General features: G+C 74.7%; 15 protein-coding genes. 7 read left to right on the forward strand and 8 right to left on the reverse strand.

Going from position 1 to position 13,663, the window contains the following annotated elements:
* Window positions 1–33 precede the first annotated feature (33 nt).
* The 3 genes from FB462_RS02055 to FB462_RS02065 all read left to right on the forward strand — a co-directional run bounded on the left by FB462_RS02055 (window position 34) and on the right by FB462_RS02065 (window position 2,328).
* The gene (locus FB462_RS02055) at window positions 34–657 is read left to right on the forward strand and encodes a GNAT family N-acetyltransferase (protein WP_229666913.1); all 624 of its coding nucleotides are present in this window, start codon (window positions 34–36) and stop codon (window positions 655–657) included.
* A gap of 46 nt (window positions 658–703) precedes the next feature.
* Window positions 704–1,597, forward strand: coding sequence for an NAD-dependent epimerase/dehydratase family protein (locus FB462_RS02060; RefSeq protein WP_141859824.1), 894 nt, complete (start codon window positions 704–706; stop codon window positions 1,595–1,597).
* A gap of 101 nt (window positions 1,598–1,698) precedes the next feature.
* The gene (locus FB462_RS02065; RefSeq protein WP_141859826.1) at window positions 1,699–2,328 is read left to right on the forward strand and encodes an RNA polymerase sigma factor; all 630 of its coding nucleotides are present in this window, start codon (window positions 1,699–1,701) and stop codon (window positions 2,326–2,328) included.
* Between the two features lie 84 nt (window positions 2,329–2,412).
* Here FB462_RS02065 and FB462_RS02070 read toward each other — a convergent pair whose 3' ends face one another.
* The 4 genes from FB462_RS02070 to aztB are packed head-to-tail and all read right to left on the reverse strand — an operon-like array spanning window position 2,413 to window position 6,657.
* On the reverse strand, window positions 2,413–3,591 hold the full coding sequence (locus FB462_RS02070) for a hypothetical protein (RefSeq protein ID WP_141859829.1): 1,179 nt from the start codon (window positions 3,589–3,591) through the stop codon (window positions 2,413–2,415).
* Window positions 3,592–3,617: 26 nt separating this feature from the next.
* Complete coding sequence (locus FB462_RS02075; RefSeq protein WP_229666914.1) at window positions 3,618–4,556, reverse strand: metal ABC transporter substrate-binding protein; 939 nt, start codon at window positions 4,554–4,556, stop codon at window positions 3,618–3,620.
* Entirely contained in the window at window positions 4,553–5,755 is a 1,203-nt protein-coding gene (locus FB462_RS02080; protein WP_141859831.1) for an ABC transporter, read from the reverse strand. The genes FB462_RS02075 and FB462_RS02080 overlap by 4 nt, the downstream gene beginning before the upstream one ends.
* Entirely contained in the window at window positions 5,752–6,657 is a 906-nt protein-coding gene (gene aztB, locus FB462_RS02085; RefSeq protein WP_141859833.1) for a zinc ABC transporter permease AztB, read from the reverse strand. Before aztB ends, FB462_RS02080 begins: the two co-directional genes overlap by 4 nt.
* 49 nt (window positions 6,658–6,706) lie before the next feature.
* Here aztB and FB462_RS02090 point away from each other — a divergent pair, with 49 nt between their 5' ends.
* The gene (locus tag FB462_RS02090) at window positions 6,707–7,330 is read left to right on the forward strand and encodes a metal ABC transporter ATP-binding protein (RefSeq protein WP_229666915.1); all 624 of its coding nucleotides are present in this window, start codon (window positions 6,707–6,709) and stop codon (window positions 7,328–7,330) included.
* Between the two features lie 11 nt (window positions 7,331–7,341).
* Here the strand turns inward: FB462_RS02090 and FB462_RS02095 are convergent, their stop codons facing one another.
* Entirely contained in the window at window positions 7,342–8,112 is a 771-nt protein-coding gene (locus FB462_RS02095) for a copper homeostasis protein CutC (RefSeq protein WP_229666916.1), read from the reverse strand.
* Complete coding sequence (locus tag FB462_RS02100; RefSeq protein ID WP_141859835.1) at window positions 8,109–9,659, reverse strand: M81 family metallopeptidase; 1,551 nt, start codon at window positions 9,657–9,659, stop codon at window positions 8,109–8,111. Before FB462_RS02100 ends, FB462_RS02095 begins: the two co-directional genes overlap by 4 nt.
* A gap of 135 nt (window positions 9,660–9,794) precedes the next feature.
* Here FB462_RS02100 and FB462_RS02105 point away from each other — a divergent pair, with 135 nt between their 5' ends.
* Window positions 9,795–10,526 carry a S1 family peptidase gene (locus FB462_RS02105; protein ID WP_114850675.1) on the forward strand — a complete coding sequence of 244 codons (732 nt, stop codon included), beginning with the start codon at window positions 9,795–9,797 and terminating at the stop codon, window positions 10,524–10,526.
* A gap of 133 nt (window positions 10,527–10,659) precedes the next feature.
* On the opposite strand, the gene FB462_RS02110 is transcribed toward FB462_RS02105, so the two are convergent.
* Entirely contained in the window at window positions 10,660–11,478 is an 819-nt protein-coding gene (locus tag FB462_RS02110; RefSeq protein ID WP_141859837.1) for an SDR family oxidoreductase, read from the reverse strand.
* Between the two features lie 127 nt (window positions 11,479–11,605).
* Here FB462_RS02110 and FB462_RS02115 point away from each other — a divergent pair, with 127 nt between their 5' ends.
* Both FB462_RS02115 and FB462_RS02120 read left to right on the forward strand, forming a co-directional pair.
* Window positions 11,606–12,493: an SDR family oxidoreductase gene (locus FB462_RS02115; protein ID WP_141859839.1), complete on the forward strand. Its 888-nt coding sequence runs from the start codon at window positions 11,606–11,608 to the stop codon at window positions 12,491–12,493.
* A 236-nt stretch (window positions 12,494–12,729) separates the two neighbouring features.
* Complete coding sequence (locus tag FB462_RS02120) at window positions 12,730–13,026, forward strand: Dabb family protein (protein ID WP_167509967.1); 297 nt, start codon at window positions 12,730–12,732, stop codon at window positions 13,024–13,026.
* Between the two features lie 36 nt (window positions 13,027–13,062).
* Here FB462_RS02120 and FB462_RS02125 read toward each other — a convergent pair whose 3' ends face one another.
* Window positions 13,063–13,560 (reverse strand): MarR family winged helix-turn-helix transcriptional regulator, encoded by a 498-nt coding sequence (locus FB462_RS02125; RefSeq protein WP_114850677.1) that lies wholly within the window; start codon window positions 13,558–13,560, stop codon window positions 13,063–13,065.
* Window positions 13,561–13,663: the final 103 nt, after the last annotated feature.

A 13,663-nucleotide genomic window follows, 5' to 3' on the forward strand; every position in this document is an offset into this window, starting at 1 on the left:
TCGGCCAAGTGGCCGAATCTGGAGGGAGCCCCTGTGTCGATCACCGTCCGACCCGCCGCCGAGCACGAGGTGCCGGCGGCCGCCGCCGTCCTCGCCGAGGCCTTCGCCGACGACCCCGTCCTCCGGGCGTTCCGCCCGGCCCGCTCAAACGAGGACCGCGTGCTCGTCCTCACCGACCTGTTCACCGCGCTGGTCCGCTCCGTCCCGCCGGCGTCCCGCGCGCTCGACGTGGCGGTCGAGGACGGCCGGGTCGTCGGTGCCGCCTTCTGGCAGGCGCCGCGGCCGCACGCCGGGGGAGCGCTCGCGTTCCTCCGGCAGGTCCCGGCCTTCCTGCGGACGCTCGGGGTCGGCGGTGCCCTCCGCGCCGTCCGACACCTCGGCCGCATGGACCGTGCCCGTCCGGAGGCGCCGCACTGGTACCTCGCCGAGATCGGTGTCGCGGCGGTCGCCCGGGGCAGGGGCGTCGGCGGGCTGCTGCTCGAGCACGCCCTCGACCGCGTGGACGGCCGGGGCGAGGACGCGTACCTGGAGTCGTCCACGCCGCAGAACCGCCGGCTCTACCGTCGGCACGGGTTCGGGGACGGGGCGCCGATCACCGGCCTCGGCGCGGCGCGACCCGTGTCGATGTGGCGGCCGGCGGCGACCGCGACGCGCTAGTGTCCGCAGCGGGGCACGAGGTGTGCACCCGGGGGGAGCAGGACCGGTGCGGATCGCGATCACGGGTGGGACGGGGTTCGTCGGACGACACCTCGCCGAGCGGTACCCGGCCGAGGCCGTCGTCGTGGTGTCCCGGCGCACCGGAGTGCCGATCGACGACGTCGATGCCCTGACCGCGGCGTTCGCCGGGGTCGAGGCCGTGGCGCACTGCGCGGGCATCAACCGCGAGATCGGCGACCAGACCTTCCAGCGCGTGCACGTCGACGGCACCGCAGCCGTGCTCGAGGCCGCCCGGCGGGCCGGGGTGCAGCGCGTCGTCCTGCTGAGCTTCCTGCGCGCCCGTCCGGGCACCGGCTCGCCGTACCACGAGACGAAGTGGGCGGCGGAGGAGCTCGTCCGCTCCTCGGGCCTCGACCACACCGTGCTGAAGGCCGGGATGGTCTACGGGCACGGGGACCACCTCGTCGACCACCTCAGCCACACCGTGCAGACCGTGCCGCTCTTCGCGTCGGTCGGGTTCCACGAGCGGACGATCAGCCCGATCCCGGTCGCGGAGCTCGTGGACGTCGTCGTGGCTGCGCTCGACGGTCGGCTGTCCCGCCGGACCGTCGCGGTCCGGGGCGGTGAGGCCCTGCTGCTCAGCGAGGCAGTGCGCCGGGTCGCGCGAGTGGTGGGTCGGCGCGTCCTGGTGTTCCCCGCGCCGGTCTGGGCGCACCGGGCGCTCGGCCAGCTGACCGAGTGGACGATGCGTGTGCCGCTCGTGGCGAAGGCGCAGGTCCGGATGCTCGCCGAGGGCGTGACCGAGGCCGCGCCGCCGACGGAGGACCTGCCCGCCGACCTGGCGCCGACGGCGCGGTTCGACGACGAGCACATCCGGGCGGCCCTCCCGCCGCGCGGTGGCTTCACGTGGCGGGACCTGCGGTTGCCCGGACGGCACTGACGCTGTCTGCCCCGTGATCTGGGGTACCGGCCGCACCAGCCCCGGTGACCGTCCCCTCCGAACCATCGGCAACCACCCCCGCCGATCAGAGGGCACCCACCATGCTCGCCACGCTCCCGGACCCCACCCGGACCACCACCCCGCCCGACCACCTGCTGCCACCCGAGCCGTCATCCCCGCCGCCGTCGCCGTCGGCGGCCAGGCCCGGATCGCTCGTCGCCCGCGCCGCCACCGGGGACGACCGGGCGTTCGCCGCGCTCGTCCGCCGGCACGAGACCATGCTCCGGGCCGTCGTCGGTCGGATCCTCGACGGCACGGCCGAGGTCGACGACGTGGTGCAGGAGACCTTCCTCACCGCGTGGCTGCGGATGGCGGACCTCGTCGAGGGCGACGCGATCGCGGGGTGGCTCGCCACGACCGCCCGACGACGCAGCTACGACCGGCTCCGTGCTCCCGATCGTCGCCGTCGCGCCGAGCTGCAGGCGGACGCGGTCGCACGGACCGACGACTGCCCGGACGCCGTCGCCGAGCGCGCGGCGATGGTGTCGGTGGCCGAACGGCTCCTCGGCGCCCTGCCGCACGCGCAGCGCCGCTGCTGGGAGCTGCGACACCTCCGGTGCCTGTCCTACCGGGAGATCGCCGACGCGGTCGGCTTGCCCGAGTCCACCGTCCGCGGGCAGATCGCCCGGGCGCGCGCCGCGATCCGCAGCGCGCGGCCGGACTGGCGCTGACCGCCCGTCCCGTGGACCGACGGACGGGAGGCACGGTGCCGGCCGGCCCCGTGCCTCCCGTCCGCCGGGTGGTGACCACCCGCGCTACGCGACCGCGATCTCGTTCGGGACGCCGGGCAGGACGTCGCTCGACGTGCGGACCGCTCCGGTCGTCAGGTCCACGGCGTGCACCTTCCGCTCCGCCGGGTCGGTGACGTACGCGACGTCGCCGACCACCTTGAGCGCGGGGTGCGCGTCCTGCCACTCGGCCGGACCCTGCCACGCGTCGATCACCGGGTACGAGGCCAGGAGCTCGCCGGTCTGCTCGTCCATCGTGTGCAGCGCGCCGTCCGACCCGAGCACGACGGCCTCGTCGCCGGGACCACGGGCGAGGTCCCGGAACGTGAAGCCGACGCCCTCGGGCAGGTCGGCGACGCGGTACTCGTCGGTCGCGGTGTCGATGAGGGCGACCTGGTCGAGCAGGTACCCCTCGCTGTCCGGGTCGTCGTTGTAGTCACCGACCGCGATGGGGCTCGACTCCGTCGTGAAGAGGTTGCCGGTGCGGCCGTACGTCGTCGGGGCGTCGATCTTCGTGAAGGTGCCGTCGCGGAACACGAGCGCGCCGTCGGTGCACCCGAAGACGGCGACCTCGTCCTCGACGGCCCCCTCGCCGTGCACGTTCGGGCAGGACTCGGAGCGCGCGGTCTCGGTGCCGTCCTCGTCGAGCGCCCGCACGCCGGAGCGTGACGCCTCCGTTCCCACGGTGGTCAGGAGCGTGCCGTCCTCGAGCTGGATCGCGACGCCGTGGTGCGCGGCCTCGGACGTGGTGGTGCGGGTCTCGGGGAGCCGGTCGCCGTCGAGGTCGTCGTGCTCGAAGACCGTGACGTCGCCCGTCCCGTCCGCGAAGAGTGCGGTCGTGTCGCCGTGCACGACCGCGTGGCCACCGGTGTCGGCGGGGAACACCGCGTCGGTCAGGGCAGGGTCCGCAGCCGTGTCGAGCACGCGGAAGCCGGACGGGACGGTCACGAGCACGTGCCGGCCGTCCCCGGCCGGGTTGACGCGGGTGAAGCCGTCGATCGGATCGTCGGCGACGACCCGCAGGTCCTGGTCGAGGGTCAGGAGCCCGCCGTCGTAGGTCACGACGATGCGCGCCCCGTCGGGAGCGGTGGTGTCAGGGCGGTCGTCGGCGCGGTCGGCGCCGCTCGGAGCGGCGGTGCAGCCGGTGAGCAGGAGGGCGGTCGCGCCGAGCAGGGTCGCCGGCACGAGGGCGGTTCGAGGGGTCATGGGGCACACTGTACTGATTCTCATTCTCAATTACGAACCGACAGCCCGGCCGTGATCGACGCCGTGTTCGCACGCATCATGCCGAGGTACGTCGAGGCCGCGCCGTCCGGCGTCAGCGACTCCGTCGCGAGCGAGCGGATCTCGACGTGCACGTCGACCTCGTCCGCCAGGACCTCGGCGAGCCGCTCGGGCTGCGACAGGTCGGCGAAGATCGTCGGGACGCCCGCGTCCTCGATCGCCTCGGCGAGGTCGCGCAGGTCCGCCGCGCTCGGGGACGCGAGCGTGGTGCCGCTCGGGATGACGGCGCCGACCACCCGGAACCGGTACCGATCGGCCAGGTACCCGAAGACGTGGTGGTTCGTGACCAGGGCGCGCCGGTCGTCCGGGATGCGGGCGAAGGCGGCGGCCATCTCGGCGTCGAGCGCGGCGAGCTCGTCCAGGTAGGCGTCGGTGCCGGTCGGGTCCACGCCGACGTCGCGGAGCGCTCCGTCCAGGTCCTGCACGACCTCGGCCATCCGGACGGGATCGGTCCACAGGTGCGGGTCCGGTCCGCTGTCGCCGTCCGCGGTCCACTCGAGCGCGTCGACCGCATCGCCGGCGGTGAAGACCGGGACGCCGTCCGTCGCTGCGGCCTCGACGTGCCGCGCGATGCCCTCCTCGAGTCCGAGGCCGTTCTCGACGACGAGGTCCGCGGAGCGGAGTCGGGCGGCGTCCTGCGCGGAGACCTCGAACGAGTGCGGATCCGCTCCGGGCGGCATGAGCACGAGGACGTCGGCGGCGTCGCCGACCACCTCGTGCACGACGTCCCCGAGGATGTTCGTCGTCACCGCGACCGTCGGTCGGTCGGGCGGTCCGGTCGTGCACGCCGCGGTACCGCCCAGCACGAGGGCGGCGAGCAGGAGCGCGGTGACCGAGCGTCCACCCCGGCGTCCGGCCCCGCGGCGTTCGGCGTCGCGCTGGGTCACAGCCCGACCTCCGCGAGGGCGGCGGGGGCGGCGGGCAGCTCGATCGTCCGGGCCACGCGGGCACCGTCGGCGAAGTCCACCTCGTGCACGCGCGGCCCGGCGTCGTCCGCGACGTAGGCGCGCTGGGCGTCCAGCTGCAGGAACGGCTCGGCGTCCGGGTCGAGGAGCGGACCGGTCGTCGCGACCGCGCCCGTCGCGACCGTCAGGACGACGACCCGCCCGAGGTCGTCGACCCCGACGACGTGCTCTTCCTGGTCGTCGACCGCGACGACCGTCCGGAGCGGTCGCTCGGTCTGGACGAGTCGCCAGCTGCCCTCGCGGGTGTCGAGCAACCACGCACCGCGGTCCCCGGCGGTCCCGGCGACGGTGGGGCGTCCGCCCCGTGCCGCGAAGGACGTCGGCCGCTCGGCGCCGTCGGGGAGCGGGACCACGGTGGCCGTCCCGTCCTCGGCGACGAGCACCGCGCCGTCCGCGCACCCGACGGCGGCCGCCGCGCGCGTCACCGTGCCGCCCGCGGGTGCGGCGCACGGCGTAGCGGCTCCGACGGGCTCGCCGTCCGCGTCGAGGAGCCGGACCCCGGCGTCGGTGGCGGCGACCAGGCCGTCACCGAACGGGAGCAGGACGGCGGCCTCCAGCCGTGCGGTCACGTCGACGTCGCCCTGGCCGAGTGCGGCGCGGTCGAGCACGACGGCCTGCCGGCGCTCCGGCCAGCTGATCGTGGTGACGGTCTCCGACGAGTGGACCGCGACCGGTCCGCCGCCGTCGAGGACGCCCACGACCCGCGGATCGGCCGTGTAGTAGTGCGTGTGGTCGCCGTGGTCGACCGTCCACGCGCCGCCGTCGGTGATCGTGGTCCGGTCGGCGTCGCTCGTCACGAGGAACCGTCCGTCGGTCGCCGAGTGCGCCGGGGCGTCGACCGCGTCGAGGGACGTGGCGGCACCACCGAGCAGGTCGTGGAGCGTCGTCGTGCCGGACGCGGACACGGCGAGCAGTCGCAGCTGTGGCTCCTGCGCCTCGCTCGCCCCCTCGACCCAGCCGTGCGGCCGCGCCGTGGACGAGCGGTCCGGCGACGGTTCGTCGGACCGGCCGGCGGACCCGCCGGTCGTGCAGGCGGTCGCCGACAGGGCGAGGCCGGTGGTCAGGGTGGTCGCGACGGCTGCGGCCAGGAGGCGCTGGGTGCGTCGGGCGGTCGGGTTCATGCTCCCTCTCGTGGTGCTGGGGTCGGTGTGGTCCGCCGGGCGGGACCGGGTTCGGGTCGGGTGGCGGGTGTGGCCCGGCGTCGACGGCCGTGGGCCGCGAGGGCGGCGAGGGTGCGGGACAGTGCGACCCCGGCGACGGCGGCGAACGCGGTGGTGGCGCCGGCTGCGGTGCCGAGGTGCCACGACACGAGCAGGCCGACCGTGACCGCCGCGGACCCCAGGACGGCGGCGAGCACCATCGTCGAGGCGACGTGCCGGGTCCACGCGCGGGCCGCCGCCGCCGGCGCGAGCAGCAGGCCGACGACGAGGAGCGTGCCGACCGCCCGGTAGGACGCGACGACCGCGAGCGTCACGAGGGCGACGAGCACGACCTCGGCCAGGCGCGGCCGCAGTCCGAGCGCCGTGGCCGTGCGCTGGTCGAAGGCGGCGGCGGTGAAGGCGCGGTGGAACACGGTCGCGAGCAGGAGCGCGACGGCGACGGCGACCGCGAGCCCGACGAGGTCCGCGGGGGTGACCGCCAGGACGTCACCGAACAGGATCGCGGTGACGTCGGTCGCGAAGGACCGCGACGACGAGACGATGATCACCCCGAGGGCGAGCATCCCGACGAAGAGCAGTCCGATCGAGGTGTCGTACGACAGCCGCGCGCGACGTCGGAGCGCCCCGACCCCGAGGACCATCACGCCCGCGCTCGCCGCGGCACCCAGGACGGCCGGGACACCCGTGAGGGCCGCGACCGCGACGCCCGGCAGCATCCCGTGGGCGAGTGCCTCGCCGAGGAACGCCATCCCGCGGACCAGCACCCACGTGCCGACGACCGCGCAGAGCACCGCGGCCAGGGCGCCGCCGACGAGGGCGCGCACCATGAAGTCGACGGAGAACGGGTCGGTCAGCCAGGTCACGGCCGAGACGCTACATGAAAATGACTATCGATACTGATAGCGTGCTCAGGTGCCACCGACCACCACCGACCCCGCCGTGCGGGTCGCCGCGCTGACCGTCCACCGCGGCCACCGCACGGTGCTCGACCGCGTCGACGCGACGTTCCCCGCCGGTGCCGTCACGGCGCTCACCGGACCGAACGGCTCGGGCAAGTCGACGCTGCTCGACGCGCTCGCCGGTGTGGTCGCGCCCGCGACCGGCGCCGTCTCGCGACCGGGGGACGGGGTCGCCTACGTCGTGCAGGCGGTGCCACCGAGCGCCCTGCCGCTGACCGTCCGCGCGACCGTCGCGATGGGGCGCTGGCGCGGGAAGCCCTGGTGGCGACCGCTCGGCCGGCACGACCGGGACGTGGTGGACGCACAGCTCGACCGGATGCAGATCCCCGACCTGGCGGACCGGTCGCTCGACGAGCTGAGCGGGGGCCAGCGGCAGCGGACGCTCGTGGCGCTCGGGCTCGCCCAGCGCGCGCCGGTGCTGCTCGTGGACGAGCCGACGGCCGGCGTGGATGCGGCCTCCGCCTCGCTCGTCGTGGCAGCGCTCGCCGAGGAGGCCTCCCGCGGCGCGGTCGTCGTGCACGCCGCACACGACCCGGTCGCCGTCGCGGCGGCGGACCGCGTCGTCACGCTCGGCTGAGCGCGCCCGGTTCAGCCGCCGAGCGCCGCCCGCGCCGCCGCCACCACCGCGCCGTCGGTCACGAAGTGCCCGTCGCCCCGGTCACCGGCGCCCATCGGGACCCCGGCGTGCCCGTCACCAGCGGGCCGCTTCGCCGACAGGTGCACGGCCGCGACCCCGGTGGCGACGAGCGCCGGGACGTCCGCGGGCGTCACCCCCGCTCCGGCCATCACCTGCACCGGCCCCGCCGCCGCCACCATGCGGGCGATCGTGCCCGCGCCCGCCACGGCGCTCGCCGCCCCGCCGGAGGTGAGCACCCGCGTGAACCCGAGGTCGGCCAGGCGGGCGGCGGCCGCGACGGGGTCGGCAGCGTGGTCGACCGCACGGTGCAGGGTGACCTCGGCGTGCGCGGAGACCGAGCGGGCCGCTTCCACGAAGCGGCGGAGGGCGTCCTCGTCGAGGGTCCGGTCCGGGCGCAGGGCACCGACGACGACGCCGGCCGCTCCGGAGCGCAGGACCGTGCGGACCTCACGCTCGGTGAGCTCGACCTCGGTGGCGTCGAGCACGAACCCGCCGGGACGGCACCGGACCAGGGCGTGCGCGGGGATGCCGGTCTCGTGGGTCATCTCGACCAGCGCCTGCGACGGTGTGAGCCCACCGAGCTCGAGTCCGGAGCAGAGCTCGACCCGGTCGGCACCGGCGTCCCGCGCGACGACCGCACCGGCGGGCGACGTGACCGCCACCTCGAGCGCGACCCCGGCGCCTCCGGCGTCCCTGCCGATCCCGGCGCCTCCGGCGCTCACGCCAGGGTCCCGAGCGGCTCGTCGGACGGCGGTACGATCCGGGCGTGCAGGTCCGGCGGTGACGGGAAGTCCCGGTCGAAGGGGAACAGCGGGCGCTCGACGCGGTGGTGGCCCAGCCGGACGAGGTCCTGGTCGACCCCGCCCGGGGTCAGCGCGAGCATCCACCCGGCGGCCATGTCGAACAGCTCGGGCTCCAGGTAGCCGATCTTCACGACGACGACGTCCGCGTCACGGGGCGACAGGTCGAGGTCCGTGAAGTCGTGCTCGTGGTGGTACGGCTTCCGCAGCCGGGTCAGGACCGCGTACACGCTGCCGACCTGCAGCACGACCTCGGTGTCGGCGTCCCGGTCGCCGTGCCGGACCGCGTGCACCCGTCCGGTCATCGTCACCGGTCCGGCGTGCTCGTCGTCCACCGCGGCCCCGGCCGTCACCGTGACGGTCGCACCGACGCCGGCGGCCACCGCGGTGTCGACGGCGGCCGGTCCCGGGACGCTCGCGTAGACGAGCACGGGACCGTCCGGGTCCCGGAACGCGGGGTGCGCGAGGACCTCGGTCAGCCCCCACGTCATGTCGCCCGAGCCGCCGGCGGTCGGGTTGTCGCCCGAGTCCGAGACGAAGTACGGCCGCGGCGCTCCCGGGGCGAGTGCCGCGTCGAGGCAGGCCGCGAAGGTGCCGGTCGGCGCGACGAACCCGAAGTCCTCGCGCGCGTCCCAGAACGCCCGCGCCAGCCGCTCGGCCCCGGCGACGACCGCGTCCCGGTCCCACCCCGTCACGACCGTCACCGCGCGGTCCCGCGGCTGGTCGGCCCACGCGTACCCGACCCACACCGCGGCGTCGAGGACCCCCTCGGACGCCTCGACCTCGGGGACCTGCGCGTACAGCGCGGCGGCCGGGTCGACCCGGGTCGAGGTCTGCTCGCCGGCGAGGAGTACGGGGATCGGCACCCACGCCTTCACCGGCCGGCGCTGCCCGGGCGCGCGGGTCGTGAGCACGTCGACCAGGTTGCGCACGGCCCGCTCCTGCGTCTCGAGGACGTCCTCGTGCGGGGCGGTCCGGTAGCAGGTGACGAGGTCGAGCTGGTGTGCGAGCTCCGCGGTGACGTTGCCGTGCAGGTCCATCGACGCCGACACGATCGTGTCCGGCCCGACGACCGCGCGGATGCGCCCGAGCAGGTCCGTCTCGGCGTCGTCCAGACCCTCGACCACCATCGCGCCGTGGACGTCGAACCAGAGTCCGTCGACCGGGCCGTCCGCGACCACCGACGTCAGCCGGTCGACGATCTCGCCCGCGAGCGCCTCGTACGCCGAGCGCAGGACCACTCCGCCGGGCAGCGCGTGCCCGGTCAGGGTCCCACGCAGGTCGACCACGTCCGCGTACGCCGCGAGGAACGGGGACCGGGCGACGACGTCCTGCCCGCGGACCGGGTGGAACGCCGCGGCGTCCGTCCGGGTCGGCGTGAAGGTCGAGGTCTCGATCGCGAGTCCGGCGATAGCGACCACCGGACGGCGTGGCGCGGCGACGGCGGCGGGGACGGCGGAGTCGGACACGGTCACAGCATAGGCAGCGCCGTCGGCCGGCACGTGTCGGTCGAAGTGCGGACTACCGCACCCCCTGGACGGGGGTCAGGATGGGCCTCCTAGTTGCACCCTGCAACGCAGCAGGGTCCTGACCGAGGAGTCCACATGAAGCACACCCTCGCAGCGGCGCTCGCCGCCGTGGCCGTCGTCGCCGGCGGCGTGTTCGCCGCCACACCCGCCACGGCGCTGCCCGCCGGGACCGAGGTCGTCGGCGGCGAGAAGGCGCCCACCACGACCTGGGCCGTCCAGCTCGAGGCCTCCGGCGGGACCATCCCGTCCGGCTACGTCAGCAACTGCACCGGCGAGCAGATCAACGCCTCGTGGATCCTCACCGCGCGGCACTGCATCGACGGCATCGGGGCGATGAACGTCTACCACTCGAACTCCACGACGAACCGCGGCTCCGCCGTCGCCGTCGACCGGGTGACCGCGGCCCCCGCCGGGGACATCGCCCTCGTGCACCTGCGCAGCACCTACTCCCTGTCGACCTACGCGCCCCTCGACCTGACGGCCGCCGCCAAGTCGAGCGGCACCGGCGTCATCCAGGGCTACGGCCTGCGGGCGAACGCGCAGCAGTCCGACGGGCTCTACCAGGCGACGGTCTCGCTGACCGGCGCCTCGCGTGACGCCTACAGCGGCAAGGCGCAGCACGTCACGGGCGTGACCGGCGCCTCGAACCACGGCGACTCCGGCGGCCCGCTCCTGGTGAACGGCAAGGTGGTCGCCGTCTGCTCGACCGGTGACAGCGCCGACCCCGGCGCGGACACGACGGCCGGCTCGAACTACGCGCTCCTGTCGCAGTCGTCCTCGTGGATCCGTTCCACGGCCGGCGTCTGACCAGCGCCACCACCTGACGGACGGGAGGCGCGGTGCCGGCCCGCACCGCGCCTCCCGTCCGTCGACCCCCGCGTCCGCGACGCGAGCGGACAGCACCCACCCGCGTCCGCGACGCGAGCGGTCTGCACCCGCGTCAGGCGCCGTGCGCCTCCTCGGCGACCGGCTGCCACTCGCGCCACGTCGCGAGGCGCGACTGGTAGTCCTGCTCGGCGATGCCGAGCGGCGCCTTGCCGAAGAAGACCCGCAGCGGCGGCTGGTCCGCGTCGACGACCTTGAGGATCGCGGAGCGCGTGGCCTCGGGCTTGCCCGGGTCGGAGGCGGACGGGCGCTTCGACGCGGCCTCGCGGACGTCCGCGTAGGCGTCGAGCTCCTCGCTGTGCTTCGAGGACGGGCCCGACCAGTCGGTCGAGAAGCCGCCCGGCTCGACGAGCGTGACGTGGATCCCGAAGCCCGCGACCTCCTGCGAGAGCGACTGCGACAGGCCCTCGAGCGCCCACTTGGACGCGTGGTAGGCGCCGACGGTCGGGAAGGCGCTGATGCCCCCGATGCTCGACACCTGCACGATGTGCCCGGAGCCCTGCTCGCGCATGATCGGCAGCGCCGCCTGCGTGACCCAGAGCGCTCCGAAGAAGTTCGTCTCGAGCTGCGCGCGGACCTCGTCCTCGGTGAGCTCCTCGACCATGCCGAAGTGTCCGAAGCCCGCGTTGTTCACGACGACGTCGAGCCGGCCGAAGTGGTCGGCGGCCTGCCGGACGGCGGCGACGTCCGCGTCCTTGTCCGTCACGTCGAGGCGGATCGCCAGGAACGTGTCGGGGTACTGCTCGACGAGCGCCTGCACGTCGTCGGTGTCCCGGGCGGTGCCCGCGACGGAGTCGCCGCGCTCCAGGGCGGCCTCCGCCCACTCGCGGCCGAAGCCCTTCGATGCGCCGGTGATGAACCAGGTCTTGGCCATGTGGTGCCTCCTGTTGCTGTTCGGGTGACCGCGAGCAGGCAACGCCCGTCGCCCGGGCGTGGCCTGGGTGCGCGGGTGACAGCACCCGCTGGACCGGCGCGGAGCAGCCGCCGAGCACCATGGCCCCATGAGCCAGTACGAGAAGCGCGACCCGATCTCCCTCTACCCGAAGCCGCCGTTCCCCGAGCAGGAACAGTCGCTGCCCGGTGCCGCGTGGAAGATGGACCCGGAGCCCGACCACGGCGAGCAGAGCTACGTCGGCAAGGGGCGGCTCACCGGCTTCCGCGGCATCGTCACCGGCGCCGACTCCGGCATCGGACGCGCGGCGGCGATCGCGCTCTCCCGCGAGGGCGCCGACCTCGTCCTCTCCTACCTGCCCGCCGAGCAGGAGGACGCCGAGCAGGTCCGCGACCTCCTGGAGTCCGAGGGGCGCCGTGCCGTGCTCGTCCCGGGCGACATCTCCGACGAGCAGTACTGCAAGGACCTCGTCCAGCAGGCCGTCGACGAGCTCGGTGGCCTCGACACCCTGGTCATGGTCGCCGGCCGGATGGACAGCAACGACGACATCCTGACGCTGTCGACCGAGCACTTCGACTCGACGTTCAAGACGAACATCTACTCCCTGTTCTGGCTGACCCAGGCGGCGGTGCCGCACCTCGAGCCCGGGTCGACGATCGTCACGACCGGGTCGATCCAGGCGTCGACCCCGTCGCCCGACAAGGTCGACTACGCGATCTCGAAGAGCGCCGTGAAGACCTTCACCGAGGCCGTCGCCCAGCAGCTCGCACCGAAGGGCATCCGTGTGAACTCGGTCGCACCCGGGCCGGTGTGGACCCCGCTGCAGCCCGGCTCCGACGACGCGCAGACGGTGGCGCACTTCGGCGAGCAGGCCCCGTACGGTCGCCCGGGCCAGCCCGCCGAGCTCGGCGCCGCCTACGTGCACCTGGTCAGCCCCGAGTCGAGCTACCAGTCGGGCTCGACGGTGACGATCGCCGGCGGCACCCCCGCGTTCTGATCCGCGCGCAGGAGGCCGTTCCGCGCGTAGCGGGCCGTTCCGCGCGAAGGAAGCTGTTCCGCGCGTAGCGGGTCGTCCGTTCCGACCCGGTACGCGCGGTTCGGCATCCCACGTCGGGTGCGATGGGACGGAACGCGCGTGACACCGGACGGGAGGCACGTGGCGACACCGCCCTGAGCCTCCCGTCCGTCCCAGGGGCACGCTGGCAGCATCGGTCACGACGACGGGAGCAACCGATGGCCGGGGTGACGCACGTGGTGCTGGTGACGTGGGCAGGCGACGACGAGGCCGGGAGCCGCGCGGACGCGCTCTGCCGCGAGCACCTCGTCCGCATCGACGGGGTCGAGTCGGTGCACTCGGGGCCGAGCATCAGCACGGAGGGCCTGGAGGGCGGCTTCGACTGGATGCTCGCGGTGCGCTTCCGTGACCCCGAAGCGCTCGCCGCCTACCTGCCGCACCCGGAGCACCGACCCGTCGCCAACCACATCGGGGCGTCGAGCGAGCGCGTCGTGGTGTTCGACGTCGCCGACTGACCGCACCGGGCCGATCGACCGGACCGGGCCGACCGCTCAGGCCTGCTTGCGCCGCGGCCGTGCCGACCGTGGCGGGACCGTCCGCATGTGCGCCTTCACCCGGCCCAGGACGTCGTCGAGCGTCTGCACGTCCTCGCGCGACAGGGGCACGAGGAACAGCTGCCGGAGCACCTCGACGTGCCCGGGGAAGACCCGACCGAGCAGCGCGCGGCCGGCGTCGGTGAGCGAGACCGTGACGCTCCGTTCGTCCTCGGCCGAGGGGGCCCGCACGACCAGGCCGTCCCGTTCGAGCAGCCCCACCTGGTAGGTCAGACCGCTCCGGCTGTAGACGACCCCGTCCGCCAGGTCGGTCATCCGCAGGCTGCCGTCCGCGGCGTCGCCGAGCGTGGCGAGCAGCTGGAACTGCACGTAGCTCAGGCCCCCGGCGTCCTTGAGCTGCTGCTCGACCGTGTGCCGGAGCAGGCTGCTCACCTCGATGAGCGAGAAGTAGGCACCGAGTTCGGCGGGGTCGAGCGGCGGCACGGGTTCGGTCACGGCGGCAGTCTAGTGCTGCGAGTTCGAAGCACCTCCTGAGTGCTCTCGGAGGCTCGCGCTGCTGGCTCGGCGCCCCGGGAGCCGTCGCCCCTGCCACCATGGA

The organism is Curtobacterium citreum, assembly GCF_006715175.1.
GTDB classification, from domain to species: domain Bacteria; phylum Actinomycetota; class Actinomycetes; order Actinomycetales; family Microbacteriaceae; genus Curtobacterium; species Curtobacterium citreum.

Bases quoted from the DNA above. Each gene is read 5' to 3' on its own strand.
- FB462_RS02070 (WP_141859829.1), bottom strand. From the start codon at position 3,591: ATGACCCCTCGAACCGCCCTCGTGCCGGCGACCCTGCTCGGCGCGACC.
- FB462_RS02065 (WP_141859826.1), top strand. From the start codon at position 1,699: ATGCTCGCCACGCTCCCGGACCCCACCCGGACCACCACCCCGCCCGAC.
- FB462_RS02115 (WP_141859839.1), top strand. From the start codon at position 11,606: ATGAGCCAGTACGAGAAGCGCGACCCGATCTCCCTCTACCCGAAGCCG.
- FB462_RS02110 (WP_141859837.1), bottom strand. From the start codon at position 11,478: ATGGCCAAGACCTGGTTCATCACCGGCGCATCGAAGGGCTTCGGCCGC.
- FB462_RS02105 (WP_114850675.1), top strand. From the start codon at position 9,795: ATGAAGCACACCCTCGCAGCGGCGCTCGCCGCCGTGGCCGTCGTCGCC.
- FB462_RS02080 (WP_141859831.1), bottom strand. From the start codon at position 5,755: ATGAACCCGACCGCCCGACGCACCCAGCGCCTCCTGGCCGCAGCCGTC.
- FB462_RS02120 (WP_167509967.1), top strand. From the start codon at position 12,730: ATGGCCGGGGTGACGCACGTGGTGCTGGTGACGTGGGCAGGCGACGAC.